This is a genomic window from Promicromonospora iranensis, assembly GCF_028994775.1.
GTDB classification, from domain to species: domain Bacteria; phylum Actinomycetota; class Actinomycetes; order Actinomycetales; family Cellulomonadaceae; genus Promicromonospora; species Promicromonospora iranensis_A.
In genome coordinates, this window is the sequence record NZ_JAJQMN010000003.1 from 233,220 (window position 1) to 255,408 (window position 22,189).

22 protein-coding genes are annotated in these 22,189 nt (G+C 71.1%); 8 read left to right on the plus strand and 14 right to left on the minus strand.

Features of this window, described 5'->3' with window-relative positions; all coding sequences use genetic code 11:
* Nucleotides 1–80 precede the first annotated feature (80 nt).
* The 5 genes from LUU90_RS06435 to LUU90_RS06455 all read right to left on the minus strand — a co-directional run bounded on the left by LUU90_RS06435 (nucleotide 81) and on the right by LUU90_RS06455 (nucleotide 3,720).
* Nucleotides 81–386, minus strand: a complete 306-nt coding sequence (locus LUU90_RS06435; protein ID WP_275002522.1) for a helix-turn-helix domain-containing protein — start codon at nucleotides 384–386, stop codon at nucleotides 81–83.
* A complete protein-coding gene (locus tag LUU90_RS06440; RefSeq protein ID WP_275002523.1) occupies nucleotides 383–775 on the minus strand; it encodes a type II toxin-antitoxin system RelE/ParE family toxin in 393 nt (130 codons plus the stop codon). Before LUU90_RS06440 ends, LUU90_RS06435 begins: the two co-directional genes overlap by 4 nt.
* Before the next feature lie 54 nt (nucleotides 776–829).
* A complete protein-coding gene (locus LUU90_RS06445; protein ID WP_275002524.1) occupies nucleotides 830–2,116 on the minus strand; it encodes an MFS transporter in 1,287 nt (428 codons plus the stop codon).
* Nucleotides 2,117–2,213: 97 nt separating this feature from the next.
* Nucleotides 2,214–2,753 (minus strand): hypothetical protein, encoded by a 540-nt coding sequence (locus tag LUU90_RS06450; RefSeq protein WP_275002525.1) that lies wholly within the window; start codon nucleotides 2,751–2,753, stop codon nucleotides 2,214–2,216.
* Between the two features lie 127 nt (nucleotides 2,754–2,880).
* The gene (locus LUU90_RS06455; protein WP_275002526.1) at nucleotides 2,881–3,720 is read right to left on the minus strand and encodes a hypothetical protein; all 840 of its coding nucleotides are present in this window, start codon (nucleotides 3,718–3,720) and stop codon (nucleotides 2,881–2,883) included.
* A gap of 236 nt (nucleotides 3,721–3,956) precedes the next feature.
* Here LUU90_RS06455 and LUU90_RS06460 point away from each other — a divergent pair, with 236 nt between their 5' ends.
* Nucleotides 3,957–4,961 (plus strand): NAD(P)/FAD-dependent oxidoreductase, encoded by a 1,005-nt coding sequence (locus tag LUU90_RS06460; protein WP_275002528.1) that lies wholly within the window; start codon nucleotides 3,957–3,959, stop codon nucleotides 4,959–4,961.
* Between the two features lie 78 nt (nucleotides 4,962–5,039).
* Here LUU90_RS06460 and LUU90_RS06465 read toward each other — a convergent pair whose 3' ends face one another.
* The 3 genes from LUU90_RS06465 to LUU90_RS06475 form a co-directional block, all read right to left on the minus strand.
* A complete protein-coding gene (locus LUU90_RS06465) occupies nucleotides 5,040–5,603 on the minus strand; it encodes a hypothetical protein (RefSeq protein WP_275002529.1) in 564 nt (187 codons plus the stop codon).
* A 167-nt stretch (nucleotides 5,604–5,770) separates the two neighbouring features.
* A complete protein-coding gene (locus LUU90_RS06470; protein ID WP_275002530.1) occupies nucleotides 5,771–5,995 on the minus strand; it encodes a hypothetical protein in 225 nt (74 codons plus the stop codon).
* 68 nt (nucleotides 5,996–6,063) lie between these two features.
* On the minus strand, nucleotides 6,064–6,750 hold the full coding sequence (locus LUU90_RS06475; protein WP_275002531.1) for an SDR family NAD(P)-dependent oxidoreductase: 687 nt from the start codon (nucleotides 6,748–6,750) through the stop codon (nucleotides 6,064–6,066).
* A 141-nt stretch (nucleotides 6,751–6,891) separates the two neighbouring features.
* Here LUU90_RS06475 and LUU90_RS06480 point away from each other — a divergent pair, with 141 nt between their 5' ends.
* From LUU90_RS06480 to LUU90_RS06490, 3 genes are all read left to right on the plus strand, one after another.
* On the plus strand, nucleotides 6,892–7,758 hold the full coding sequence (locus LUU90_RS06480) for a helix-turn-helix domain-containing protein (RefSeq protein WP_275002532.1): 867 nt from the start codon (nucleotides 6,892–6,894) through the stop codon (nucleotides 7,756–7,758).
* A gap of 821 nt (nucleotides 7,759–8,579) precedes the next feature.
* Nucleotides 8,580–9,134 (plus strand): class I SAM-dependent methyltransferase, encoded by a 555-nt coding sequence (locus LUU90_RS06485; RefSeq protein WP_275002533.1) that lies wholly within the window; start codon nucleotides 8,580–8,582, stop codon nucleotides 9,132–9,134.
* A gap of 155 nt (nucleotides 9,135–9,289) precedes the next feature.
* Nucleotides 9,290–9,898, plus strand: a complete 609-nt coding sequence (locus LUU90_RS06490) for a class I SAM-dependent methyltransferase (protein ID WP_275002534.1) — start codon at nucleotides 9,290–9,292, stop codon at nucleotides 9,896–9,898.
* 9 nt (nucleotides 9,899–9,907) lie between these two features.
* On the opposite strand, the gene LUU90_RS06495 is transcribed toward LUU90_RS06490, so the two are convergent.
* The 4 genes from LUU90_RS06495 to LUU90_RS06510 form a co-directional block, all read right to left on the minus strand.
* Nucleotides 9,908–10,636 carry an SDR family oxidoreductase gene (locus LUU90_RS06495; protein WP_275002535.1) on the minus strand — a complete coding sequence of 243 codons (729 nt, stop codon included), beginning with the start codon at nucleotides 10,634–10,636 and terminating at the stop codon, nucleotides 9,908–9,910.
* A 61-nt stretch (nucleotides 10,637–10,697) separates the two neighbouring features.
* A complete protein-coding gene (locus tag LUU90_RS06500) occupies nucleotides 10,698–11,459 on the minus strand; it encodes a DUF427 domain-containing protein (protein ID WP_275002536.1) in 762 nt (253 codons plus the stop codon).
* 119 nt (nucleotides 11,460–11,578) lie between these two features.
* The gene (locus LUU90_RS06505; protein WP_275002537.1) at nucleotides 11,579–13,264 is read right to left on the minus strand and encodes a ribonuclease J; all 1,686 of its coding nucleotides are present in this window, start codon (nucleotides 13,262–13,264) and stop codon (nucleotides 11,579–11,581) included.
* A 123-nt stretch (nucleotides 13,265–13,387) separates the two neighbouring features.
* Nucleotides 13,388–14,938, minus strand: coding sequence for a SulP family inorganic anion transporter (locus LUU90_RS06510; RefSeq protein WP_275002538.1), 1,551 nt, complete (start codon nucleotides 14,936–14,938; stop codon nucleotides 13,388–13,390).
* A gap of 181 nt (nucleotides 14,939–15,119) precedes the next feature.
* Here LUU90_RS06510 and LUU90_RS06515 point away from each other — a divergent pair, with 181 nt between their 5' ends.
* On the plus strand, nucleotides 15,120–15,512 hold the full coding sequence (locus tag LUU90_RS06515) for a MerR family transcriptional regulator (RefSeq protein WP_275002539.1): 393 nt from the start codon (nucleotides 15,120–15,122) through the stop codon (nucleotides 15,510–15,512).
* Nucleotides 15,513–15,551: 39 nt separating this feature from the next.
* Here the strand turns inward: LUU90_RS06515 and LUU90_RS06520 are convergent, their stop codons facing one another.
* Nucleotides 15,552–16,760: an AI-2E family transporter gene (locus LUU90_RS06520; protein ID WP_275002540.1), complete on the minus strand. Its 1,209-nt coding sequence runs from the start codon at nucleotides 16,758–16,760 to the stop codon at nucleotides 15,552–15,554.
* Between the two features lie 58 nt (nucleotides 16,761–16,818).
* Complete coding sequence (locus LUU90_RS06525) at nucleotides 16,819–18,411, minus strand: peptide chain release factor 3 (RefSeq protein ID WP_275002541.1); 1,593 nt, start codon at nucleotides 18,409–18,411, stop codon at nucleotides 16,819–16,821.
* Between the two features lie 196 nt (nucleotides 18,412–18,607).
* Between LUU90_RS06525 and LUU90_RS06530 the strand changes: the two genes are divergently transcribed.
* From LUU90_RS06530 to LUU90_RS06540, 3 genes are read left to right on the plus strand one after another with little or no spacing between them, the layout of a single operon-like run.
* The gene (locus LUU90_RS06530) at nucleotides 18,608–19,129 is read left to right on the plus strand and encodes a PadR family transcriptional regulator (RefSeq protein WP_275002542.1); all 522 of its coding nucleotides are present in this window, start codon (nucleotides 18,608–18,610) and stop codon (nucleotides 19,127–19,129) included.
* Nucleotides 19,130–19,178: 49 nt separating this feature from the next.
* Nucleotides 19,179–19,862, plus strand: a complete 684-nt coding sequence (locus LUU90_RS06535; RefSeq protein ID WP_275002543.1) for an ABC transporter ATP-binding protein — start codon at nucleotides 19,179–19,181, stop codon at nucleotides 19,860–19,862.
* Complete coding sequence (locus tag LUU90_RS06540; RefSeq protein WP_275002544.1) at nucleotides 19,859–22,174, plus strand: FtsX-like permease family protein; 2,316 nt, start codon at nucleotides 19,859–19,861, stop codon at nucleotides 22,172–22,174. The genes LUU90_RS06535 and LUU90_RS06540 overlap by 4 nt, the downstream gene beginning before the upstream one ends.
* Nucleotides 22,175–22,189: the final 15 nt, after the last annotated feature.

A 22,189-nucleotide genomic window follows, 5' to 3' on the forward strand; every position in this document is an offset into this window, starting at 1 on the left:
CCCGCCCCTCGTGACCGGAGCGTTCGGCGCGCAGCCGCGCATCGACCTCGGCCGCGGACCGTGCCTGCAAAACGGTGTGATCAGGCGACGATGTAACGGGTGTCACCGATAGTGACCTCGACACTCAGCGTGCCGCCCAGGGCTTGGGCATAACGGCGCAGTGTGTCCAGACGGGTCGACTCCGCTCCGCCCGACTCGATCTGTGAAACCCGGTTCTGCCCAACGTGCATCCGTTCGGCGAGCTCCGCCTGCGTCAGTTCCTGCTGGGTACGCAGCTCTCGCAGCTGCCAGGCTCGCTGACGGGCCAGCAGCCGCTCCTCAGCGGCAGCAACCTTCTCCGGATCGACCGGGCGGGCCCGGTCAAGGTCGTCGAGACTCCTGGTCATCGCTCCCCTCCTGTTCCTGCTCCGCCGTCGTCAAGCTTCTTCGTCAGCGCCTTGAGGTGGCTGTCGTAGCGATCGTCGGCCAACGGGATCGCCGATCTGTACCAATCCTGCCACCGCCCGGCTTTGTCCCCGGCCACCAGAAGGATCGCAGAACGCGCTGGGTCGAACGCGAACAGCACTCGAAGTTCGCTCCGGCCCGCAGACCCGGGCCGCAACTCCTTCATGTTCTTGTGCCGGGATCCCGTCACGGAGTCGACCAAAGGGCGGCCCAACTGGGGACCTCGGTCACGCAGCACGTTGATCGCAGCGCGAACTTGGACGAACGACTCCTCCTCCAGATCGGTCAGCCACACGAACACCGCCTCATCGAACTCAACATCCCAGGACACGATATCAGGTTATCGTGATCTACTGATAGCTACCCGCGGAGCCAGCGGCTTGCATCAGGCCTGCGTCGACTCCACCGGATCGGGCCGAACGCCCTCCACCTCAGGTGAGACGCGGCGTCCGAGCGCGAACGCCACCGCGGCGATCCCGAGGCAACCGGCCACCATCACGCCGATGAAACCACCGGCCCATCCACGCTCCAGCAGCAGACCCGCGACCACCGGGCCTGCGATGGTGCCGCCCTGGAACGCGCCGGAGCTGATCGCGTTGTACCGGCCGCGCAGGTGCGCGGGCGCCATGTCGTTCGTCAGGGCCGGCAGCGCGGACTGCATGAGGGTCTCCCCCAGCCCGAAGAAGGCGTGGAACACCAGGACGATCACCACGGCCGCCATGCCACCGGGCACCATTCCCGCGACGCCCAGCAGCAGCCACGCCGCCACCCACACCACGGCCATCAACGCGAGCGCCCGCGTACGACGGCGTCCGCGCACCCGGTTCATCACCCAGAACTGGAGCGCCACGATCACCACCGTGTTCACCACGAACGCGAAGCCGATGGTGCGGGTCGAGACCTCGGCCACCAGGCGTGCGAAGGCGGGGAACCCGCCCTCCATCTGCCCGTATCCCACGAACGCCGCAAGCAGCCCGAGCCCCGACAGCCAGAGCACCTCGGGCCGGCGCAGGATGCTCAGGTAGCCCTCTGCCGCGCCGCCGTCCTCGGCCGGCCGGTCGACGCGCCCGTGCAGGTGCCGCAGCGGCCCCATGAGCACGAAGACGGGGACCACGAACGTCGCCGCGTTGACGAGGAACGCCATGACGAACGTGGCGGGCCGCTCGACGTCGACCACGAGGCCGCCCACGACGCCGCCGACTCCGACGCCCAGGTTGAGCAGCGCGAAGTTCACGCCGTAGTACCGCTGCCGCAGGTCACCCTCGACGACGGTGGCGACGATCGCGTTGACCGACGGCCAGCCGACGCCGAGCTGGACGCCGAACAGCGCGAGTCCCAGGGCGGCGACGGCGGGGACGGTGGCGAACGCGAGCACCGAGTAGCCGGCGACGGCGAAGAACAGCCCGGTGAGCATGACGCGCCGGGCGCCGTACCGGTCGACGAGCGCGCCTGCCGGCCCGGTGACGAGCAGGCCGACCACCGCGATCAGGCCCATGAGCGTGCCGGACAGGCCGAGAGAGAAGCCGCGCACCTCGTGCAGGTAGATGATCGTGAACGGGAGCGTCAGGCCGCGGCCGAAGAACTGCACCACCACGGTGGACAGGAGCCAGCGGCCGTCGCGGGGCAGCTCCGACCAGAATTCGAGCGCACCGGAGCGTGGGGAGGATGTCACGGGCTGATCCTCGCTCGCGCCGTGGCCAGGCTGCTAGCGGATTTCGGACGCTGTGGCACGTGCGACACCCCGTCGGCCGCCGTCGGGTGCGAGCCCTTCAGCCGTGCGCGAGCAGCTTCAGCGCGACGACGCCGACGGCGAGCGCGGCGAGCACGCCCAGAGCCAGGATCCGGGCGGGCCAGGGCAACGCGGAGCGACGGACGCCGAGCCAGGCGATGAGCACGAGCGACACGATCAGCGCGCCGACGCCGACCCGCAGCGCCGTCGTCACCTCCCACCACCCGAGGCCGGCGGCCAGCAGGGCGAGCAGCGGGATGACGAGAGTCGCGAGGGCGCCGCCACTCGTGCGTGTCATCGCACCCAGGTGGTTCCGGTCGGGAAAACCGCCGTGTGCCGCCAGGTGCGCGATGAGCTCGGCGAGCCAGGCTGCGGCGACCGTGCCGACGGCGGTGATCGTCAGTGACCCGGCGGCGACCCCGGCGGTGAGCCCGTGCGCATGGGCCAGCAGCGTGAGGATGACGGCGAGCGTGGCGAACGTGACGTAGACGCGTTCGCGGAGCCGCTCGGCGAACTCCTCCTTGTCGCCCTCGCTGTTGGTGGAGAGGGCGGGGCGCGCGGGACGGCGGGGCTGGCTCATGACCTCATTGTGCTGCCGGCACGCGGGTGGCTCCGGAGCGCGGGCCGGGGATGACAGTACGAATTCCAGCTCTGTCACTCACGGTAGACATCGTCTACGCAGAGCAACACACTCCGTATTCGTAGAGTCACCGCGGCAGCCCGCGGGGCGGTTCCGCGTCACGCCACGCCTCCGCCAGTGCCTCGACCGACTGCCACCGCGCCTCCCGCACCGGCGCCATGGCCCGGGCGGCCACCTCGAACAGCGCGTCGGAACCTACCCAGGCCTCGCGTGACTTGGTCGCGTCGTCGCCCAGGAACGTATGTGCCAGCGCCCCGAGCGCGAAGATGTTGGTGACCTCGTCGATGGGCGCGCCGAGCTGGTACTCCTCGGGCGACATGAACCGGGTCGAGCCCCACATCCGTCCCATCCGGTTGACCGCTGGGCCGCGTTCGTAGAGGTCGAGGTCGCACAGGACGACCCGCCCGCTGTTGGCGTCGAGCATCACCGAACCGTCGTACAGATCGATCGCCACCCAGCCGTGCCCTGCAGCGTGCACGTGGAAGTCGTAGATCTGCTGCACGGCAGCAGCCCGCGCCGTCAGTCCGAGGGACCGCACGACGTGCGACCGCTCGTACTGCCGACCGACCGGCGTCGCGTCGGTCCAGTCGAACACGAGGGCGTGCCCGCCACCGACGTCGGCGGCCTCGCGCAGCGTCACCAGGGACGGGTGCGCGAGGGCACGGTAGACCTCGGCCGAGCGGCGGAGGTTCGCCACCGCCGTCTCGGCGGCGCCGTCGTACCGCTCGGTCGGTGCGCCCGCGTACTTGACGAACACCCTGCCGGCGCGTCCGTCGACGCCGAAGCAGAGGTTGCCCGAGTCCTGCTGGTCGAGCACGGCGAACACGGTGCCCCAGCGCGCCAGGAAGGACAGGTCGTGCGGTGCGCGGAGACGCACGGGAATTCCGTCGAGCTCGGTCACGATCACGCGTGGGAGCCTAGGACCGGTCCGGCACCGGCGTCCCCCTCATTTGCGCACCCGCCCCCCGGCGGCTGACCGGTCCGCCCCACCCGCAGGGCGCGGATGCGTTTGCGTACGAGGCCGTCCAGCCTGTCATTTTCTTGCGTCTTAAGCAAGACCGCATGTCTGTGCCGCAACACCAGGCTAACGTCGTCCGTGTCCGGCCCTCGACCTCCGGGCCGCTACGGAAGGAAACGACACCCATGTCTGCCACGAGCCCCGCACCCGAACACACCGCCCGCGAGCTGCCGGCGGAGCCGATCGACGCCGTGGTGATCGGCGGTGGCGCCGCCGGCCTGAACGGCGCCCTCATGCTGGCGCGCTCACGCCGCTCGGTCGTCGTGATCGACAGCGGCACGCCCCGCAACGCGCCGGCCGAGGGCGTGCACGGCCTGCTGGGCCACGACGGCGTTCCGCCGTCCGAGCTCCTGGAACGAGGGCGTGCGGAGGTCCGCGGCTACGGCGGCTCGGTACGGACCGGCGAGGTGATCAAGGCCGCCCCGGCGGACCCGTCCGCCGACGGCGACCCGCGCTTCACCGTCACCCTGGCCGACGGCACCACGCTGCACGCGCGCCGGCTCCTGGTGGCCACCGGCCTGCGTGACGTCCTGCCCGACATCCCGGGCCTGGCCGAGCACTGGGGCCACAGCGTGGTGCACTGCCCCTACTGCCACGGTTGGGAGGTCCGCGACGAGCCGATCGGCGTCATCGCGACCGGGCCGGCGTCGGTCCACCAGGCGCTCCTGTTCCGCCAGCTCACCGACGACCTCGTCTACTTCACGCGTGGCACCACGCTGGACGACGACACCCGGGCGCGCTTCGCGGCACGCGGTATCCGGGTCGTCGACGACGCCGTCGACCAGGTCGTGGCCGAGGACGACGGGGGCATCGCCGGCGTGCGGCTCGCGGACGGCCAACTCGTGGCCCGGAGGGTCCTCTCCGTCGCGACCACCATGCTGGCGCGCACCGACGGCCTGGAGGATCTGGGGCTGCCCATGCAGGACCTGCCCCTCGGCATGGGCCGGCACGTCGTGACCGGGATGGCCGGGACCACCGAGGTACCGGGTGTCTGGGTGGCAGGCAACGCGACCGAGGCTTCGGCCCAGGTCGGAGCCTCTGCGGCGGCCGGTGCGATGGCCGGCGCCCACATCAACGCCGACCTGGTCACCGCCGACACCACAGCGGCTCTCGCGCAGACACCCCGGTAGCCGGAAGGAAACAACGAGCCGGTGGGCTCCCGCAGACGCGGGAGCCCACCGGCTCGTTCACCACCGGACGCGCGACGGTCAGTCGCAGGCGTCACAGCGGCCGGTCGCGGGCAGCTGCATGTAGCAGCCCGGGCAGCTCGCCGGGGCGGCGTCGGGCGCGTGCGCGAAGGTGTTGGTCTGCGTTCCGGAGAACCCGGCCATCAGGACGCGCTTGTACCCGCCGCCGTCCTGCTGCAGGTCGACGAAGCCCTTGTTGAAGAAGGCGCTCGCCTCTTGACCGGGGCCGGCCGAGACCGCCACGTACGAGCGGGACGAGGGGATCCAGATGCGGGTCTTGTCGAGCCCCTCGGCGATCTCGCGCATCGCCGGGCGGTGCACTTGCGGGATCGGCAGCGCCTCGAGCGCGGCCTCGAACGAGTCGAAGTCGTCGCGGCTGGTGCCCGAGAGGGCCACGAGGCACGTCTTGCACACCTTGAACTTCTGCCTGTCGAGGTCGGTCGCAGGCTGCAGGGAAGCCAGACGATCCTCGGACAGGTGCTGGCAGTCCTTGCCGTGCAGGACCTTGCCGTATGGAACCCGGAAGAGGAGCTCTACCGGGATCTCTGCTCCTGCCAGTGCAGGGGTCTCGCTGGACGTAGTCACCTGTTAAGTATCGCTGCTGAAAGTGGCCTGTGGGGCCGCCTCGGCGAACTCGTCCTCGACGAGCGCCCGAGCCGGCCCTGCCGACCGTGCGGCTGATCGTGCGTCCGTGCTCGTCAGGGGCCCGTCAGCGGCTCGTCAGATGCTCTTGCGCGATCCGTCGCACGCGGTCATCCCGATGCAGCCGTGGCGATGGTGGGCACGGGAACCGGATCGGGTTCCGTGTCCGCCCAGTCCGGCACCCAGGCGCCGTCGGCGCCCGGGCGCACCGTCCAGCAGAGGGCCGCGGGCTCCCACAGGAAGTCCGCGGGCTCCAGGCGCTCCAGGTGGTACTCGAACAGCGACCAGGTGAAGTCGAACTGCCAGCGCAACAGATCACGTCGGGAATCGCTCACCCGGGGACCCTGACAGCCCTCCCTCGTCCAGGAAAGCGATTGTCCGGTGGCAGGCCTCGCCCTGGCTGCTACCAGGGCAGCACCCCGTTCTCGTCCTGGAAGGTGCCGGAAGGCCCGTCCGGGCCGAGGGTCGCCAGGCGCACGACGGTCCGCGCACTCTCCTCCACCGGCCTGCCGATGCCGAAGGCCGCGGTCATGTCCGTCGCGGTCGCCCCGGGTTCGAGCGCGTTGAACGTGATGTCCGGCTGGGACTTCGAGTACTGCACGGTCAGCATGGTCGCCGCCGCCTTGGACGCTGCGTAGAGCGCGAGCGGTATGCCGGACTCGGGACGGTCGGGATTGGTCACCGCCCAGAACGAGCCCATGCTGCTCGAGACGGTCACCACGACGGCCTTCGAGGACTTGTGCAGCAAGGGCAGTGCCGCCTCGGTGACCCGCACCAGGCCTACCGCGTTGGTGTCGAAGGCCCGCAGGGCCGCCGGGCCGTCCACGGGCCCGTCCGCCAGAATCCCGGCGTTGTGGACGAGCACGTCCAGCACCCCTTCGGCCTCTGCGATGGTCGCCAGCGCGCCGGCGACCGAGGCGTCGTCGGTCACGTCGAGCTGTACGAACCGCGCGCCCAGCGTGGCCGCCGCCTTCTCACCCCGCTCGACGTCCCGCGCCCCGATGTAGACGGTGTGGCCCAGCTCCAGGAGCTGGCGGGCGGTCTCGTAGCCGATGCCCTTGTTGGCACCGGTGATCAATGTGACGGTCATGCGTCTCCCTCGTCGAAATTCCTGGCCCGATGGGGCCGTTGGAAACGCTATGGACAGCCACCCGCCTCGACCAGAGCCCCCGCGAGCCTGGGGTGTGGCAGGGCCCCCGCTGTATGCGGCCCGGCGCCATAGGTTGATCTCGTGAGCAACAACCCGAACACCCTCGGCGCCTACCTGCGTGCTCGACGCGAGCTGGTGACCCCGCAGCAGGCCGGCATCCCCGATGTGGGCGTGCGGCGCGTTCCCGGGCTGCGCCGCGAGGAGGTCGCCATGCTCGCCGGGATCAGCGCCGACTACTACCTGCGGCTGGAGCGGGGCCGGGACCGCAACCCGTCGGTACAGGTGCTCGACTCGATAGCGCGGGTGCTCCAGCTCGACGACGACCATCTCGCGTACCTGCTGTCGCTGGTCGTGGAAGCGCCCCGGCGGCACAGGCGGCGGGCGCGCGCGGAGACCGTGCCGGCCGGGGCGCTCAAGCTCCTGGACTCCCTCGCCCAGCCCGCCTTCATCGAGGACCGGTACTTCGACGTCCTGGCCTCGAACGACCTGGCCAGGGCACTCTCCCCCCGCCTCGCCGCCGGGAGCAACCAGCTGCGGGACATGTTCCTCGACCCGGCCGAGCAGGCCCTCTACCCCGGGTGGACCGACTACACGGAGTGCTTCATCGCCAACCTGCGCCAGGCGGTGGGCACCGACATCGACGACCCTCGCTTCATCGACCTGGTCGGTGAGCTCTCGCTGGGCAGCCCTCTGTTCCGGCAGCTCTGGGCCCGCCACGAGGTGCGCGGACAGCGCGGCGGGCTGATCCGGCTCGACCACCCCCAGGTCGGCGGGCTGACCCTCAACCGGGAACGACTGGAGATCAGCGGGACCGAGGGCCTGATGCTGGTGGTGTTCCACCCGGACGCCGGGTCCGACGACGCGGACAAGCTGGCCCTCCTGGCGTCCGCCGGTCTACCCACCTCGGGCAGGCGACGGGCTACCCGCGCCCCCGCCGAGGCCGGTTAGGAGCGTGACCGCACGATCCCGAGCTCGATGAGGCTGCGGCCTGTGTCGGCGAGGGTCGGCCGCGCCAAAGTCCGCTTCTACCCAGCGATTGGGCCCGAACCTCGCGCGATTGCGGGCCCAATCGCTGGGTAGACGCCTCGCACCGCGGCGGTCGTGCGGGTGGGTGGACGCCTGCCGAGTGGACGTCGGGTGGACGCCGGTCGGGTGAACGCCAGTCGGGTGAACGCCGGTGGACGCCGGTCGGGTGAACGCCGGTCGGGTCGACGCCGGTGGACGCCGGTCGGGTGAACGCCGGTCGGGTGAACGCCGGTCGGGTCGACGCCGGTGGACGCCGGTCGGGTGAGCGCATACCGGATGGCGGCATATCGGGCTGCGGCGGTGACTTCGGTCCAATGCATCGCGCACATATGACTTCGGTCGGTTGCTCTGAGATCGGTCGGTTGATTGACCGATCTCAGAGCAACCGACCGAAGTCAGTAAGCCCGCCAAGCAACCGACCGAAGTCACCGAGCCCCGCGAGGGCAACTGACCGAAGTCGGCGGCTGCTACCCGACAGTCGACGGCCGCTACCCGACCGGGGTGCCGTCGTGCCCCGGCTACTCCCCGTCCCGAGCTGATGCCTCGCGGCGGTGGCGGTTCACCGGGAGGCCACGCAGGAGGAGCCATTTCAGAGACTCTTCCTGCCGGCCGCCGCTACGGTGTCGCCAGGCACATCACCGACCTGTGAGCGGGGCACCATGGCGCGACGACCGAGCAGACGACCGAGCACGGACCGCCTCCGACAACACTGGGACCGGCAGTCCGCGGGCTACGACCGGAAGATGGGCCGTGCCGAACGCCTGCTCGGCGACACCCGCGACTGGGTGTGCCGCCAGGCCACGGGGCAGGTCCTCGAGGTCGCCGTCGGCACCGGCCTGAACATCGGCCGGTATCCCGAACAGGTCACACTGACCGGCATGGACCTCAGCCCGGCCATGCTCGACGGCGCCCGCGAGCGGGCGGCCGCCCTGGGTCGCGACGTCGACCTCCGGGTCGGCGACGCCCAGCGGCTCGAGTTCGACGACGCCTCGTTCGACACGGTGGTCTGCACCTTCGGGCTGTGCGCGGTGCCCGACGACCGGGGCGCCGTCGACGAGATGGTGCGGGTGCTGCGCCCCGGCGGCCTGCTTCTGCTGGCGGACCACGTGGTCAGCACCTCGCCCGTGGTCCGGCTGCTCCAGGCAGCCGCCGAGCTGTACAGCGTGCCGGTCGAGAACGAGCACTTCCGGCGGCGTCCGATCCTGCACGTCAGGGCCGCCGGGCTCGACATCGAGCGGCAGGACCGGTTCACGAAGGGGACCATCGAGCGCCTCGCGGCCCGCAGGCCCGCGAACTAGGACGTCACCGGGCCACCCGACCGGATGGCGGTGGTCGCCGGCGTCGCACAGCGGCGGCCCTGCTGACGGTCCCGTCCCCGACGACACGGTTGACTTCAGGTCGACATGAACTCGCATCATGACCGGGACACAGTCGACCGACCGGACGAGGACACATGGGCGCGCAGCACTGGGACGAGCGGTACAGCAGCAAGGACCAGCTCTTCAGCGGAAACCCCAACGGGGTGCTCGTCGCCGAGGCCGCCGATCTCCCGCCGGGCCGGGCGCTCGACGTCGGCTGCGGCGAGGGTGGGGACGCGCTCTGGCTGGCCGGACGCGGCTGGCAGGTGACCGCCGTCGACATCTCCCAGGTCGCACTGGACCGCGGCGCTGCCGCGGCCGCCGGAGCGGGACTGGCAGGACGGGTGACGTGGCAGCACGCCGATCTCACCGCCACGCCACCGCCCACCGGCCCGTTCGACCTGGTGTCCCTCCAGTACTTCCCGCTCCCGACCAGGTCGGGCCACGCGGCAGTGCGCCGTCTCCTGGACGTGGTGGCGCCCGGCGGCATCCTGCTCGTCGGCAGCCACGACATGGCCGACCTGGCCACGTACCGGCACCCGGACTTCGACCCCGCCGACTACTACGCGCCCGGCGACATCGCGCGGATCCTCGGCGACGACTGGGCAGTCGAGGTCAACGAGAGCAGGCTCCGCACCACCGCCCCGCCCGAGGGCACGCACCACGTCCACGACACTGTGCTGCGCGCCCGGCGCCTGCGCTGACGGGGCCCGTCAGGCGGCTGCCAGGGCACCCAGGGCGCGGGCCATCTCGGCATTGAACTCCTCCGGTGCCAGCGGCAGCCGCGCCTTGATGTCCCGGCTCCACTGGTCGGCGAGGACCTCGGCGGAGCCCGCCTCCACGCCGTCGAGCACCGCGTCGGCCAGGTCCGACGGCGCGAGCTTGTCCACCGTCCAGCCGGCCGACATGTCGGTGTCGGCCAGCCCCAGGTGGACGCCGGTCACGAGCGTGCCCTGCTCGGCGAGCTCCAGGCGCACGCCGTTGGTCATGGCCCACGCGGCGGCCTTGGTCAGGTGGTAGGTGTTCGCGCCGTTGACCCCGAACCACGACATGGCGGAGAGGATGTTCACGATCGCGCCTCCGCCGTTCGTGGCGAGCGCCGGCGCGAAGCTCTGGATCATGCTCAGGTGGCCGAGCACGTTGGTCTCCAGCTCGTGCCGGACCAGGTCGAACGAGCCGGTCACCAGAGCGGTGCCGGTCTGGATCCCGGCGTTGTTGACGAGCAGCGAGACGTCCGGGGCGGCCTGCGCCGCCGCGCGCACCGACGCGGGGTCGGTGATGTCGAGGGCCAGCGCCTCGACCCCGGCCAGGTCCACGGTCTCGGGCCGTCGGGCCGCCGCGTAGACCTTGCGTGCGCCCCGCTCGAGAAGGCGCTGGGCGATGGCACGGCCCAGGCCACGGTTGGCTCCGGTGACGAGGGCGACTGAGTTGTTGATGTCCATGCCCCGCACGCTAGGACCTGACGTTGACGTCAGGGGCAAGAGCAACCCGCCGGGCACCCGGCTACGGCCGGCCGACCCGCTCCCCGTCGACGTAGAGCTCCAGGTCGGCGCTCTTCTCCGGCCAGAAGCAGACCAGCCCGGCCACCCGCAGCGCCTCGCGCAGGGGTGTCTCGTAGCCCCAGACCACGTCAGGCACCTCCAGGTCCCCGACCTTCAGGGTCCAGTACGACGCCGATCCCTTGTACGGGCAGTGGCTCACGGTGTCGGTGGGCGTGAGCAGGTCCATCCGCACGTCGGTCCGGGGCAGGTAGTAGCGCGGGCCCAGCCCGGTCTCGGTGAGCACCACCGGACGGCGCGACTCGGCGACCACCTCTCCTCCGGCCACCACACGCACGTGCCGGCTCGACGGCAGCGCGTCGATCCGCACGTACGGGCTGCGCGTGTGGGTGTGCAGCACCTCTTCTTCCTCGAGCCAGGTGTCGAAAGCCGACCACACCAGGGTGAACGCGCCCCGGACGGCCTCGTCCGGGGCCTCCGGGTAGCTCCGCGCGGCGCCCTTCAGCATGCGGTCGCCGACGACGACGTCGAACACCTCGCTGATCCCGAGCGCCTCGGACTGCTTGCCCTGGCCTGCCGGGCGCAGCTCTGCCTTCAGATCCTCGGGCGCGAAGAAGTACCGGGGGAAGTACGCGTTCTCCCAGACCAGCAGCGCCGGGTCGGCGTCGGCCACCAGGGTGCCCTCGCTGAAGGCCCGGATCCGGGTCTGCCCGGACCGGGCCGCTCCCGGCGGGATCACGAACGGGTTCTCGACGATGTCAGACATCTCTGTCACCTCTCGCTGCGGGGCCTGGTCCCGGGGACCACGCTACCCACGGCCCCGGGCGTCTCACCCCTCGACAACCCGTCGGGCCGCCGAGGTTGTTCCCCGCCCGGGGCCGGCCGTCACGCGTCGAGGACGACGGCGATGACCACCGGTTCCCGTCGGGAGCTGCGGGCGAGCGACCGCGCGACGGTCTTCGCGATGATGTCCTCGAGCTGGTCGCCGGCGGTGGTCTTGTTCCGCGTGGCGTCCGCCAGCGCCTTCTCGACGGCGCGCGAGGCGTTGTCGAGGCTGTCCTGGCCGTGCACGGAGCCGCGGTGCAGGTACTCGAGAGGCTCGGCGAGCTCCGCGGTACCGGAGCGGAGGAACGCCAGGACGGTCAGGACGCCCGCCGCGCTGAGCTTGCGCCGGTCGGCCAGGGTGTCCTCGGTGACGTGGCCGACGGTCTGGCCGTCGACGTAGACGAGGTCGTTCTCCACCTGGCCGACGATGCGCGCGACCCCGTCGACCATGTCGACGACGACGCCGTCACGGACGATCAGGACGTTGTCCGTGGGCACCCCCGTGCGCTCCGCCAGGGCGCCGTTGGCGCGCAGGTGCTTGGGCTCGCCGTGGACCGGCATGACGTTGCGCGGGCGCAGGATGTTGTAGCAGTAGACGAGCTCACCGGCGCTCGCGTGGCCCGAGACGTGGACGCGCGCGTTGCCCTTGTGGACCACGTTCGCGCCCAGGTCGGTGAGCTTGTTGATGATGCCGTAGATCGCGCTCTCGTTGCCCGGGATCAGCGAGCTGGCGAGCAGGACGGTGTCGCCGTCGCTGATCCGGACCTCGTGCGTCTCGCCCGCCATCCGGGCCAGCGCCGCCATGGGCTCCCCCTGGGAGCCGGTGCAGATGAGCGTCACCTTGTTGGGGGGCAGGTTGCGCGTCTTGGCGTAGTCGATGACCAGTCCGCGCGGGACGGTGAGGTAGCCGAGCTCACGCGCGATCCGCATGTTGCGGACCATCGACCGGCCGACGAACGCGACCTTGCGGCCGCGGGCGTGCGAGGCGTCCAGGACCTGCTGGATGCGGTGGACGTGGCTGGCGAAGCTGGAGACGATGACGCGCCCTGGCGTCGTGGTGAAGACCTGGTCGATCGCCGGGGTCAGCTCCGTCTCGGAGATGGTGAAGCCCGGGATCTCCGCGTTGGTGGAGTCCACCAGCAGCAGATCGAGTCCCTCCTCGCCCAGGCGGCCGAAGGCGCGCAGGTCCGTCAGGCGCCCGTCGAGCGGGAACTGGTCCATCCGGAAGTCGCCGGTGTGCAGCACCACGCCGGCGGGGGTCCGGATCACGACCGCGAGCCCGTCGGGGATCGAGTGGTTGACGGCGATGAACTCGAGCGCGAACGGACCGGCCGTGTGGCGGTCGCCGGCCTCGACGTGCACGAGGACGGGCTTGATGTTGTGCTCGGTGAGCTTGGCGGACAGGAACGCCAGCGTGAGCTGTGAGCCGACGACAGGGATGTCCGGCCGCTGCTTGAGCAGGTACGGCACCCCGCCGATGTGGTCCTCGTGCCCGTGCGTGAGCACGATGGCCTCGATGTCGTCGAGGCGGCTCTCGAGGCTCGTGAAGTCGGGCAGGATGACGTCGATCCCCGGCTGGCTCTCCTCGGGGAACAGGACCCCGCAGTCGACGACGAGCAGCTTGCCGGCATGCTCGAAGACCGTCATGTTGCGGCCGATCTCGCCGATGCCGCCGAGCGGGGTGATGCGCAGGCCCTGCGGCGGTGCGGCGGGCGGGCGGGTGAGTTCTCGTGGTGCGGTATGCATGGTGTCCCTCCGGAACAGGTTAGCTGCAATGAGCTGGGCCCCTCCTGGCGTGGGACGACCGCCAGGAAGGGCCGGAGCTCAGCGTGGCGCGCCGCAGGTGCGGCGCTGTGGATACGTCTGTGGTCAGTGGCCGGCGCCCAGGTTGCCGGCGAGCCGCTGGTGTCGTGCCGCGGAGTCGTCGTTCATACCGACGATCGTCACGGTCTTGCCCTTGGCCTCGTACTTGGTGGTCACCGCGTCCAGGGAGGCCACTGTCGAGGCGTCCCAGATGTGGGCGTTGGTCATGTCGATCACTATGTTCTTGGGGTCGCCCGCGTAGTCGAACTGGTAGACCAGATCGTTGGACGAGGCGAAGAAGAGCTCGCCCTCGACGGCGTAGACGCGCCGGTCGTCGGCGTCGGACGCGTCGAGGCGCGTGACCGACGTGAAGTGCGCCACCCGGTTGGCGAACAGCACCATCGCGACCAGCACTCCCACGATCACACCGTAGGCCAGGTTGTGCGTGGCGACGGTGACCACCACCGTCGCGACCATGACCGTCGTCTCCGACTTGGGCATGCGACGCAGTGTGGACGGCTGGATCGAGTGCCAGTCGAACGTGCCGACGGAGACCATGATCATCACGGCGACCAGCGCCGCCATCGGCATGATCGCCACGACGTCGCCGAGGCCGACCACGAGGATCAGCAGGAACACGCCGGCGAGGAAGGTCGAGAGCCGCGTCCGGGCACCGGAGGCCTTCACGTTGATCATGGTCTGGCCGATCATCGCGCAGCCGCCCATGCCGCCGAAGAAGCCGGTGACGATGTTGGCCGCGCCCTGGCCCCAGGCCTCGCGGGTCTTGTTCGAGTGGGTGTCGGTGACGTCGTCGACCAGCTTGGCGGTCAGCAGCGACTCCAGGATGCCGACCAGTGCCATGGCCAGCGCGTACGGCGCGATGATCTGCAGCGTCTCGAGGTTCAGCGGGACGTTCGGGAAGAGCAGGCTGGGCAGCGACTCGGGCAGCGCGCCCTCGTCACCGACGGTCGGCACGTTGATGCCCGCGACGACGACGGCGGCCGTCAGCAGCACGATGGCCACGAGCGGGGCCGGGACGACCCTGGTCCAGCGCGGCAGCAGCACCATGATCACGATGCCGACGGCGACCAGCGGGTAGACGATCCACGGCACGTCGACCAGGTGCGTGACCTGGGACAGGAAGATGAGGATGGCCAGGGCGTTGACGAACCCGACCATCACCGACCGCGGGATGAACCGCATGATCTTCGCGACGCCGAGCAGGGCCAGGACCACCTGGATCACCCCGCCGAGCAGCACCGTGGCGATCAGGTACTCGATGCCGTGCTCCCGAACCACCGGCGCGATGACCAACGCGATGGCCCCGGTCGCCGCCGAGATCATGGCCGGCCGGCCACCGAGGAACGAGATGGCGACGGCCATCGTGAACGACGCGAACAGGCCGATCCGCGGATCCACGCCCGCGATGATCGAGAACGCGATGGCCTCGGGGATGAGGGCCAGTGCCACCACGAGACCCGCGAGAACCTCGGTGCGCAGGGTCCGGACCGAGCTGAACGCTGCCCGGAACGAGCCGGAGGCCGTCGCCTCCGGAGCGCCGGTGACGGGAACCGGCGCCGGGGCGGGATCAGGCAGGTCGGCAGGAGTGTGTGACACGCGGCTTCCTTCGGGCTCCGGGGCGCGCACGCCCCAAGGACCGAGGTCACGAGACCCGGTCCGACTGGACAGGACAGAGCACGCGACGCTGCGTACGAAGAGTAGGGGGCGGTGCCGGTCCCAGGACGAACAGGGTGGCGCCTTCGACAACTCTACCCTTACGTAAGGGTAGAGTTGCAACATGAGCATCCCGGACACGTCGACCACCATGCATATCGGCTCCGTCGCCGAGCGCACCGGCCTGTCCTTGCGCACCCTCCGGCACTGGGACGAGGTGGGTCTCGTCACCCCGTCGGGGCGCACCGACGGCGGATTTCGCCTCTACACCGAGGCGGACGTCGACCGCATCCTGCTGGTCCGCCGCATGAAGCCCCTCGGGTTCTCGCTCGACCAGATGGCCGATCTGCTCGACGTCGCCGACCGCCTGGCCGCCGGGCAGACGACGGGCCCGGACGACGCCGACCTGCGAGCGCGGCTCGACGAGTTCATCACCACTGCCCGTGCACGCCGGGCCGACCTGGCCCGCAAGCTGGACATGGCCGACGAGCTGATCAGCCAGCTCGGCGCCGTCTGACCCTTCGTCCTGCGGCTGGTCCCGGGACGCGCCCCGGCGTCACGCCTTCCCCAGCGACTCCGGGTCCCGCAGCATGTGCGACTCGATGAGCTCGTGGCGCCGGAAGTAGGTGGTCGCGACCGCCTGGATCGTCGCGGCGACGGGCAGTGCCAGGAACGCGCCGAGCACCCCGAACACCGCGCCGAACGCCAGCACCACCAGCAGGCTGACCGCCGCGTTCATCTCCAGCGCCCGGGCGGACACCTTCGGGGCCAGGTACAGGTTCTCGAACTGCTGGTACGCGATCACGAAGGCGAGCACGCCCAGCGCCTGGGGCCACCCCTGCGCGGTCAGGGCGACCATGGTGGGCAGCGCGCCGCCGAGGTAGGCGCCGATGGTCGGCACGAACTGTGACACCACGCCGACGAAGACCGCGAGCGGCACCGCGTACGGCGTCTGCAGGATCGCGAGGAACGCGAACGTGACCACCGTCGAGACCGCGGCCAGGACCACGCGGGAACCGATGTAGTCGGACACCTTGCCCTGCGTGACCTCCCACAGGTGCAGCATCTCCTGCTGCCGCGCCGGCGTCAGCCAGCCGCACACCGCGGCACGGAACCGCGGGCCGGCTGCCAGCAGGTAGTAGGAGACGAGCAGGATCGTCAGGGTCGCGAGGAGCCCGCCGACCACCGTCGTGCCGACCAGCAGCGCCCCGGAGGCGACGTCGTCACCGAACTCCTCGAGCGCCTGCCGCAGCAGGTTGCCGGAGTCGGGGACGATGATGTCGAACCGTTCGGCGACGAAGCCCTGCAGGCCCTCATAGAGACGTGGCACCGACCGCGCGAGCTCGACGAGCTGCTGCACGAACAGGTTGCCGAACAGGGCCATGAGCACGATGACCACGACGAGCGACCCGAGCAGCGTGACAGCGGCGGCCAGACCCCGGCGCCACCCGTGCCGCACCAGCCAGACGGTGCCCGGTTCGAGGGCCAGCGCGATGAAGACCGCGATGAGCACGTTCACGAACAGCCCTTCGAGGGCACCCAGGGCGTTCCACGCGAAGACCGCCACGAACACGGCCACCACGGCCATGAACAGCGCGCGGGGCAGCCAACGCGGCGGGCGCGGTGAGTCAGGAGCGCCCGGCGGCGGCTCCGGCTGGTCCATCGGGGGCCGGCCGATCGAGGGCTGGTCGGTCGGCGGCTGGTCGGTACCTGGTGGCACGTCAGGACCGGGAGCGCCGGTCTCGGACGAGCGGGGCGACGTCATGCCCAGACCGTATTCCCCACCGCTCCGTACACAGGCGTTCCCGGGCCGGAGTGTCGGGTCAGACGCCGCTGGCGACCAGAGGAATCAGCGGGACGTCGGGGTGGGCGCGCTCGAACGCACGCGCGTGCCAGATGTCGCGCAGCAGGACCAGCGGGGTCCCGTCACCGCGGCGCACCACCTCGACGCCCGGGTAGCCGGCGATGGTGTCGATGTCGCTCGGCGCGGCCTCCCGGGCCAGCGAGAGCCCCAGCGTCTCCATGCGGATCGGCGCGGAGAACTCGTGCTCCATGCGGAACGTCGCGACCTCGAACTGCAGCGGGCCGACGGCCGCCAGGATCGGGTTGCCGTCGCCGCGCGCCTCGGAGATCAGGACCTGGACGACGCCCTCCTGCTCCAGCTGGGCGATGCCCTTGCGGAACTGCTTGGAGCGGCCCGGGTCGGCCACGCGTGCGGCCGCGAAGTGCTCGGGCGCGAACACCGGCATCGGGGGGAACCGCACGCGGGGACCCGAGGAGTCGAACACCGTGTCGCCGACGGCTAGCGTGCTGGCGTTGACGAGGCCGACGACGTCGCCGGGATAGGCGTCCTCGACCGTCGACCGTTCGCGGCCGAAGACCGACAGGGCGTACTTGGTGGCGAACGGCCGGCCGGTGCGCTCGTGCGTGACGACCATGCCGCGCTCGAACCGGCCCGAGCACACGCGGATGAACGCGACGTGGTCGCGGTGGTTCGGGTCCATGCCCGCCTGCATCTTGAACACGAACCCGCTGAACGGCTGAGTGACCTCGCGGGCCCCGCCGTCGACGTCGGGCCGCGGACCGGGGGCGGGCGCGAGCTCGACGACGGCGTCCAGGAGCTGGCGGACGCCGATATTGGCCAGTGCCGCGCCGAACAGCATCGGCGTCGTCGTGCCGGCGAGGAAGGAGTCGTGGTCGACCGCGTCCAGGAGCTGCACGCTCTCAACGGCCTCGGTGTGGTCGTCGCCCAGGGACTCGGCGGCGGCCTGCGGGGTGAGCACACTCTCCTCGGCGATCGACGCGCCGCCCGGGGCGCGGCGGTAGGTGCGCACCTCACCGCTGGCCCGGTCCAGCAGGCCGAGGAACCGGCCCGCCTCGCCGATGGGCCAGGTGAGCGGCGTCGGGCGCAGGTTGATGCGCTCCTCGAGCTCGTCGCACAGCTCGAGCGCCTCGCGTCCGGGCCGGTCCCACTTGTTGACGAACGTGATGACGGGTACCCCGCGACGGCGGCAGACCTCGAACAGCTTGAGCGTCTGCGGCTCCAGGCCCTTGGCCGAGTCGAGCAGCATGACGGCGGCGTCGACGGCGGTCAGGACGCGGTAGGTGTCCTCGGAGAAGTCGGCGTGGCCGGGCGTGTCCAACAGGTTGATCACGACGTCGCCGTAGACGAACTGGAGCGCCGCCGAGGTGATCGAGATGCCGCGCTTCTGCTCCATCTCGAGCCAGTCCGACACGACGCCGGCACGGTTGCCCTTGCCGTGCACCGCCCCGGCCTCCTCGATGGCGTGCGCGTGCAGCGCCAGCGCCTCGGTGAGCGTCGACTTACCGGCGTCGGGGTGGGAGATGACGGCGATGCTGCGCCGTCGTGCCGCCTCGACCTGTACCGGACGGACATCAGAGCTAAGGACGGTCACCGAGACTCACCGATCTGTTCGTGCTGCAACAACAAAACTCCACCTGTCTTCGTCCGCCGGCGCTCAACTCTACCCGCCCCACCCCCCGCCTCGTTGAGTGCTGGGTATTTGTGGCTCAGCACGGCCAGATCCCACAGATAGCCAGCACTCAACGGAGTCTTCGTTGGGTGTATACATCGTGTGTATAGTTCGGTGCATGAGTATTGGACACGCGTTGCTCGGGCTGCTCGAGGGCGGGCCGCGGCACGGGTACGACCTGAAGCGCTCCTACGACGAACGCTTCGGCCAGGACCGCCCCCTGGCTTACGGCCAGGTCTACTCGACGCTCGCCCGGCTGCTGAAGAACGGCCTCGTCGAGGTCGAGTCGGAGCCCGGCGCCGGCCCCGAGCGCAAGAAGTACGCGATCACCGACGCCGGAGTGTCCGACGTCACCGGCTGGCTCGACCGGCCCGAGAAGCCGGAGCCCTACCTGCAGAGCACGCTCTACACGAAGGTGGTGCTCGCCCTGCTCACGGGGCACGACGCCAACGACGTGCTCGACACGCAGCGCTCCGCGCACCTGCGCCTCATGCGGGACCTCACCCGCCGCAAGAACGACGGCGACCTGGCCGACCAGCTCATCTGCGACCACGCGCTGTTCCACCTCGAGGCGGACCTGCGCTGGCTCGAGCTCACCGCCGCACGCCTGCAGCAGCTCGCCGCGCAGGTCCGCGCGTAGCCCGCCCCGGCCCGTTCCCCGCCCGAGACCGCCACACCCTGGAGCCCTGATGCCCACCGAACCACTGCTCACCGCCGAGGACCTGCACCTCAGCTTCGGCCCCACCACGGCGCTGGAGTCGGCGTCCGTCGAGGTGCACGCCGGGGAGGTCCTCGCGCTGATGGGGCCCTCCGGCTCCGGCAAGTCCACCCTGCTGCACTGCCTCGCCGGGATCCTCACACCGGACTCGGGCCGCGTGACGTACGCCGGACGCGACCTGACCGCCCTGCACGACAACGAGCGCAGCGCCCTGCGGCGCAGCGAGTTCGGGTTCGTCTTCCAGTTCGGTCAGCTCGTCCCCGAGCTCACCTGCGTCGAGAACGTGGCGCTCCCGCTGCGGCTGGGCGGCGCGAGCCGCCGCGCGGCCCTGCGCAGCGCGGAGGCCTGGCTGGAGCGGCTGGAGGTGTCCGACGTCGCGGGCAAGCGCCCCGGCCAGGCGTCCGGCGGCCAGGGGCAGCGCGTGGCGGTCGCTCGCGCGCTCGTGACCCGGCCCAAGGTCGTCTTCGCCGACGAGCCGACCGGCGCCCTGGACTCCCTGAACGGCGAGCGGGTCATGCAGCTCTTCGTCGCGGCCGCCCGGGACACGGGGGCTGCCGTCGTACTCGTCACCCACGAGCCGCGGGTCGCGGCGTACTCCGACCACGAGGCGGTCGTGCGCGACGGCCGCGTGCGTGCGCGGGAGTACGTCCGATGAGGCGCATCGCGGACCTCGCCCTCGGTGTCCGTCTCAGCGTCGGCGGCGGGCGGTCCGGCTGGACCCGGCTGGCGCTGATCGCCGTCGGCGTGGGGCTCGGGGTGGCGATGCTGCTGATCGCCGCCAGCGTCCCCACCGTGCTCGACGCCCGCGACGCCCGTGCCGACGCCCGCTCCGTGGCCTTCGAACAGGAGCTGACCCCGGGCGAGCCGACGGTCCTGACCCAGGAGGTGCGGTCGATGTTCCGCGACGATCCCGTCGTGGGCCTGCAGCTCCAGCCGGAGGACGACGACGCCCCGCTGCCTCCCGGTGTGACGCAGCAGCTCGCGCCGGGCGAGGTGGTGGTCTCCCCCGCCCTCGCTGAGCTGCTCGCCTCCGACGACGGTGCGGCGCTGCAGGGCCGGTGGGGCGACCAGGTCGTCGGCACCATCGGGGACGAAGGGCTGGCCGGACCCGAGGAGCTCAGGTTCTACCTGGGCACCGACCAGCTGACCACGAACTCGGTCACCGTCGACCGAGTCCAGTCGTTCGGCGGGGCCGAGACGCCCGACGAGGGCCTCGATGCCATCCTGCTGCTGCTCGTCCTGGTGGGCATGGTCGTGCTGCTGCTCCCCGTCGCGATCTTCATCAGCACGGCCGTGCGGTTCGGCAGCGAGCACCGGGACCGCAGGCTCGCGGCGGTACGCCTCGTCGGGGCGGACGTCGCCATGACCCGCCGGATCGCCGCGGGCGAGACGCTCGCGGGCGCCGTGGGCGGGCTGGCCGTCGGAACCCTGCTCTTTCTCTCGATCGGACGGGTGGCGGGCTATGCCGTCCCCGCGGAGCTGAGCTTCTACCCGGCAGACCTGCGCCCCGTCCCGGTGCTCGCGGCGCTGACCGTGGTGCTGGTGCCGGTGACGACGGTCCTGGTCACGCTGTCGGCGCTGAAGCAGGTGCTGGTCGAGCCGCTGGGTGTGGTCCGGCGCAGCAGCGAACACCACCGGCGGTTCTGGTGGCGGCTGCTCGTCCCGGTGGCGGGCCTGGCCCTGCTGACCCCGCTGATCGGCGGGTTCGACGAATCGCTGGGCAGCCAGGCCATGGTCGTGGCCGGCCTGATCCTCGTCCTGGCCGGTATGGCGCTGATCCTGCCGTGGCTGATCCAGGCGACGGTGCACCGGCTGCACGGGGGCGGGGTCGCGTGGGATCTCGCGGTGCGCCGCCTGCAGCTGGACAGCGGGACGGCAGTGCGCGCGGTGTCCGGGATCGCCGTCTCGGTGGCCGGCCTGATCGCGCTGCAGGGACTGGTGGGCGCGATCGGTGTGGTCACCGCCGAGTCGCAGGCCGACACCACCACGTTCCAGGCCTCGGTGCTGGACATCGATCCCGACGCGGACTCCGCGGCGACGTGGGCCCATGAGCTGTCCCGCGCCGAGGGCGTGGCGGGGGTCGGGACACTGTCCTCCGTGTGGGTGCAGGCGGCACCGGGTACCGGACGGTCCTCCGGTGACGAGACGGCCGGTGACGAGATCGGGGTCGACGCCGGTACCTGCGAGGTGCTGGCACAGGAGGCCCGGCTCGATTCGTGCGACGACGGCGACGTGTTCGTCGTCGCGCCTGACGGTGCGACCGCCCCGGAGGCCGGCAGCACGTACCTGCTGGACACCGGACGAGAAGAGCAGACGCGATGGACGCTCCCGGCGTCGGCCCAGGTCGTGGAGCCGGCGCAGGGCGGCCTCGGCGCGATGGGCGGGATGCCGGCCCGGATCCTGGTCACGCCTGGTGCGCTGGACGGGATCGACGTCCGCCCGGAGTCGGTGATCGCCTACGTCAGCCTCGATCCCGCCGTACCGGACGCGCTGGAACACCTGCGCACCGCGGCGGCCCAGGTGGACCCTGCCGCCTATGCCAACCCGATCGAGCAGGAGCGCGTCGCCTCGGTCCTCGGCGGCGTCCGGCAGGTGCTGCTGGTCGGCACGGTGGCCCTGCTGGTGCTGATCGGTGCGAGCATGCTCGTCAACGTCATCGAGCAGCTCCGGGAGCGCCGTCAGCTGCTCGCGGTGCTCGTCGCGTTCGGCACCCGGCGCCAGACCCTCGGCGGTTCGGTGCTGTTCCAGGTGGCCATCCCGGTGGTGCTCGGGCTGGCCCTGGCCGTGCTGACGGGCTCGGTCCTGGCGCTGGCGCTCCAGGCCGCGGTCGAGGCGCCGCTCACCTTCGACTGGCAAGGTGTGGGGCTGACCTCAGGAGCCGCGGCGCTCGTGGTGCTCCTGACGACGACCGGCAGCCTGCCGCTGCTGTGGCGGCTGACCCGTCCGGGAAACCTCCGGAGCGAATGACGCCGGTGCCTCGTT

Excerpts from the sequence above, each read along its gene's own strand:
- LUU90_RS06515 (WP_275002539.1), top strand. The coding sequence starts at position 15,120 with ATGAGCATCCCGGACACGTCGACCACCATGCATATCGGCTCCGTCGCC.
- LUU90_RS06505 (WP_275002537.1), bottom strand. The coding sequence starts at position 13,264 with ATGCATACCGCACCACGAGAACTCACCCGCCCGCCCGCCGCACCGCCG.
- LUU90_RS06475 (WP_275002531.1), bottom strand. The coding sequence starts at position 6,750 with ATGACCGTCACATTGATCACCGGTGCCAACAAGGGCATCGGCTACGAG.
- LUU90_RS06490 (WP_275002534.1), top strand. The coding sequence starts at position 9,290 with ATGGGCGCGCAGCACTGGGACGAGCGGTACAGCAGCAAGGACCAGCTC.
- LUU90_RS06535 (WP_275002543.1), top strand. The coding sequence starts at position 19,179 with ATGCCCACCGAACCACTGCTCACCGCCGAGGACCTGCACCTCAGCTTC.
- LUU90_RS06460 (WP_275002528.1), top strand. The coding sequence starts at position 3,957 with ATGTCTGCCACGAGCCCCGCACCCGAACACACCGCCCGCGAGCTGCCG.
- LUU90_RS06435 (WP_275002522.1), bottom strand. The coding sequence starts at position 386 with ATGACCAGGAGTCTCGACGACCTTGACCGGGCCCGCCCGGTCGATCCG.
- LUU90_RS06485 (WP_275002533.1), top strand. The coding sequence starts at position 8,580 with ATGGGCCGTGCCGAACGCCTGCTCGGCGACACCCGCGACTGGGTGTGC.
- LUU90_RS06520 (WP_275002540.1), bottom strand. The coding sequence starts at position 16,760 with ATGACGTCGCCCCGCTCGTCCGAGACCGGCGCTCCCGGTCCTGACGTG.
- LUU90_RS06495 (WP_275002535.1), bottom strand. The coding sequence starts at position 10,636 with ATGGACATCAACAACTCAGTCGCCCTCGTCACCGGAGCCAACCGTGGC.
- LUU90_RS06500 (WP_275002536.1), bottom strand. The coding sequence starts at position 11,459 with ATGTCTGACATCGTCGAGAACCCGTTCGTGATCCCGCCGGGAGCGGCC.
- LUU90_RS06450 (WP_275002525.1), bottom strand. The coding sequence starts at position 2,753 with ATGAGCCAGCCCCGCCGTCCCGCGCGCCCCGCCCTCTCCACCAACAGC.
- LUU90_RS06540 (WP_275002544.1), top strand. The coding sequence starts at position 19,859 with ATGAGGCGCATCGCGGACCTCGCCCTCGGTGTCCGTCTCAGCGTCGGC.
- LUU90_RS06530 (WP_275002542.1), top strand. The coding sequence starts at position 18,608 with ATGAGTATTGGACACGCGTTGCTCGGGCTGCTCGAGGGCGGGCCGCGG.